Here is a 3,222-nt window from a genome sequence, read left to right on the forward strand (position 1 = left end):
CGGAATAAATATCTTTAGTTACTTTGTTATTTAAGCGAATGCCATTGCTAAAGACCCCGCGTCCAAGCTGCTCAAGTGTGTCATGCACATCCCTGTCATCACTATTCTATAGAAATGAAAGAGGACAAGTTCACTATTGTATATGTGGCTCAATTGGAATACACTGTAAATGATCTTCTACAAAGAGAGTGATTTATGAGCAAAAGTGCTATGGTACGTGCGAGGATAGAACCTGATTTAAAACAACATGCAGAAGAGGTTTTTCAAAACCTTGGGATTAGTGTCACCCAGGCTATCACGATATTTTATAAACAAGTTGAATTGCGAAATGGCTTGCCATTCAATGTAACTATTCCTAATGAAAAGACCTTAAGAACTTTTGAAGCTACAGATTCTGGTAATGATTTAGTCGTTTGCGACAACGCTGATGATATGTTCAAGAGTCTCGGTATTTAATGTACACTCCAGTTTATACCAATCAATTTGCCAAGGATGTGAAAAAAGCTCAAAAAAGAGGTAAAAATCTTGAAAAATTTAAAATTATTGCAGAAACGCTTCTTTTAGGTCAGCCACTAAATGAAATTCATAGAGATCATAAATTGGTTGGGCATTATGTGGGTCGTAAAGAATGCCATATAGAACCTGATTGGCTATTAATTTATAAAGCTGAAGAGCTCCAAATTGTCTTTGAAAGAATGGGTACTCATTCTGATTTGTTCAAATAAAAACCAGATCCGTGGATCCCACGACGGATTGGAAAAAATCGACTTGAGTTGTAAAAACTCCCAAGATACGCCTGGTATACATGGATAAACAGCTCTGCTGTGAGAGGTCCGGTAAGTAGGGCTTACTTCTCATACAAACGAGAGTTACACTCTCAATCAATCGCAATCATTCTGGGTAGTATATTTAAACCCTCACCTAAAAGATGAAGGGATAAATGGATAGAAAACTTTATTATTTTATGCTATGTTCATAGCATATATACATGGTTGGGAGCTACTCAGTGAAATCTATAAAACATACTATTAGTGCAAAACTACTGATTTTTTTAGCCAGTTTTATGGCTTCTTCTGTGTTAATTGCCGGTGAAGCATTTATGCTTATTTCTCAAGAGGAATATATACAGCAGTTAGGCCATGAGGATATACAGAACAAGCAAATGAAACCACAAACCAGATCATTTTTTGCGACTAATCCGAATGCCCCGCGCATATCAGTATATTTGCCTGCCATGACATCTGAACTCTATTCTCCTATTAAGATTGATATTAATTTTGCAGCCTCTGATGATGCCAATATTAAAATAGAAACTCTTGAAGTTTTATATGGCTGGTTGAATCTGGATATTACCGATCGAATTAAACAGCATGCTCAAATTTCACATGATGGCATTACTGCAGATAATGTTAATCTTCCAATAGGAAAACACAATATCACTATAAAAATTAAAGACACGAAGCAAAGGATTTCCGAGAAAAAGATTTCTTTCGAAGTGTTAGAATCTGACTTATAGAAAAGTTTTCTTCATGGGAATGTGTTTGTAGTATCGTAACTCTGATTACGTAACGCCCGACCTCTCACAGAACTTTTTTTTCTGTTTAGTGGTGTATAAGTAGTTGATTGTGGTTATTCTAAACTTTGGAAGTGGGATCTTTAGTCCCGCTGAATTGTTCACGGGACTAAAGATCCCACTTCCTGAAACTTGCTCCGCCTAAGTAATAATATCAAACGACATTTCTATGCCAAGACTCATACTACTGCTCATTTTTTTATTGCTAACCGCCTGTGCTCAAAAAAGCACAACAGAGACTCAATACAATAACCCAGTTATTCAACAAACCTTATTAACAGAGACAGAGCGTGGCTTACTGCGCATAGACTCATTGCAACGAACAGCTTTAGTTATTGGTAATAGTGATTATGCAGGTGGTTTTAGTGGTACACCGTTAAAAAACCCGGTCAAGGATGCAAATGATTTAGCCAATGCCTTAAAAAAATTAAATTTTCAGCTGGTGAATGATGCTCCTTTGCTTGATGCAAATAAACAACGAACAGGCGCGCCATGCTACCTCACAACATTCTGGGACTCCTGTCACCAACATTCATTCGCCTACGCAGCGAATGGGAGATGCCCTGGTCGCCCTGCGTCCGTCTCAACTACGCACAAAACCCTGCTCCGTTAAGACTACCTCAAATGGCTGGACGGCTATTCGGAATGCAATTCTTGCCTCCCTCGCGCGCTACTAGCGCACTTCGGATCAGCGAATTGCCCTGTCGCCTACCAGGGACTAAAAATCATCACTCCGCTTAGGCTCCGTTTCCCTGATTTTAAGCGATGGAGCAAGCGGTTCAAGACTTTACTCAGCAATTGAAACAAGGTGATCTGGGCCTGTTTTTCTATGCTGGCCATGGCATGCAGATTGATGGCATCAATTACCTGATCCCGTTAGGCACTTAATTTGTCAGTAAGGCGGATGTTAAATATAATGCCGTTGACTTAAACTGGGTACTGGCTGAAATGGAAAGTGCCCAAAATCCGGTTAATTTTATTCTCCTTGATGCCTGCCGTGATAATCCATTCCGTGGTTTTCGTGGTGGTCAAAAAGGTCTGGCAGAAAGCCGTGCTCCTGAAGGCAGTTTAATCTCTTTTGCTACTGGGCCTGGGAAGGTTGCTGCTGATGGTATCAGCCAACACAATAGCCCTTACACGAAAGCACTGCTCTCTGCATTGACACAGCCTGGACTTGAAGTACTAAGGAATAAGCACGAAACAACTTCCCGATATTAATTATTCTTGAGGAATTGCACGGTAATTCCATTTTGGTAAATGTGTATCAAATACAATCGGCATTATTTCTTTGAAGTCAGCGGCATATTTTCGTCCTGTCTCGTATATTTTGTCGAGTATGTGAACAATTGTTGTTAGTCCTTTTGACGTTGATGTTCTAGAAATCAATGTTTTAACTGTTTCAACCGAGCCAAATACAACACCTTCACAAGCACGAGTCACATGAGGAAAAAAACGATGTTCAATGGGATTATACTTGGAGGTATAAGGAGGATAGTGGGCAATCCTAATTTCCAATCCAAGTGCATTCGCAGTCTTTTGTAAATCTTCTTTAAAAATGTAGTGCCGTGAGCTGTTACTCCCTCCACCATCGCAAAGGATCAACAATGATTTTGCTTTAGGATAATGAATAATACCCTCGTTTACCCACC

At 39.5% G+C, this 3,222-nt stretch carries 5 protein-coding genes and 1 pseudogene; 5 read left to right on the plus strand and 1 reads right to left on the minus strand.

Going from position 1 to position 3,222, the window contains the following annotated elements:
* Positions 1-195: 195 nt before the first annotated feature.
* From CDZ78_RS19425 to CDZ78_RS23415, 5 genes and pseudogenes are all read left to right on the plus strand, one after another.
* A complete protein-coding gene (locus CDZ78_RS19425; protein WP_087871439.1) occupies positions 196-456 on the plus strand; it encodes a type II toxin-antitoxin system RelB/DinJ family antitoxin in 261 nt (86 codons plus the stop codon).
* Positions 456-725 (plus strand): type II toxin-antitoxin system YafQ family toxin, encoded by a 270-nt coding sequence (locus CDZ78_RS19430; RefSeq protein WP_087871440.1) that lies wholly within the window; start codon positions 456-458, stop codon positions 723-725. The genes CDZ78_RS19425 and CDZ78_RS19430 overlap by 1 nt, the downstream gene beginning before the upstream one ends.
* Before the next feature lie 281 nt (positions 726-1,006).
* Entirely contained in the window at positions 1,007-1,516 is a 510-nt protein-coding gene (locus CDZ78_RS19435) for a hypothetical protein (RefSeq protein WP_140414242.1), read from the plus strand.
* Between the two features lie 226 nt (positions 1,517-1,742).
* Entirely contained in the window at positions 1,743-2,186 is a 444-nt protein-coding gene (locus tag CDZ78_RS19440; protein WP_087871442.1) for a caspase family protein, read from the plus strand.
* Positions 2,187-2,338: 152 nt separating this feature from the next.
* Positions 2,339-2,791, plus strand: a pseudogene (locus CDZ78_RS23415) (caspase family protein).
* Here the strand turns inward: CDZ78_RS23415 and CDZ78_RS19450 are convergent.
* The coding region (locus CDZ78_RS19450) for an ISAzo13-like element transposase-related protein (protein ID WP_444979221.1) at positions 2,792-3,222 on the minus strand (431 nt) is incomplete at its 5' end.

This window comes from Bathymodiolus platifrons methanotrophic gill symbiont, from assembly GCF_002189065.1.
Taxonomy (GTDB): Bacteria; Pseudomonadota; Gammaproteobacteria; order Methylococcales; family Methylomonadaceae; genus Methyloprofundus.

Coding starts and splice junctions, on each gene's coding strand:
- CDZ78_RS19425 (WP_087871439.1), top strand. CDS start 196: ATGAGCAAAAGTGCTATGGTACGTGCGAGGATAGAACCTGATTTAAAA.
- CDZ78_RS19430 (WP_087871440.1), top strand. CDS start 456: ATGTACACTCCAGTTTATACCAATCAATTTGCCAAGGATGTGAAAAAA.
- CDZ78_RS19440 (WP_087871442.1), top strand. CDS start 1,743: ATGCCAAGACTCATACTACTGCTCATTTTTTTATTGCTAACCGCCTGT.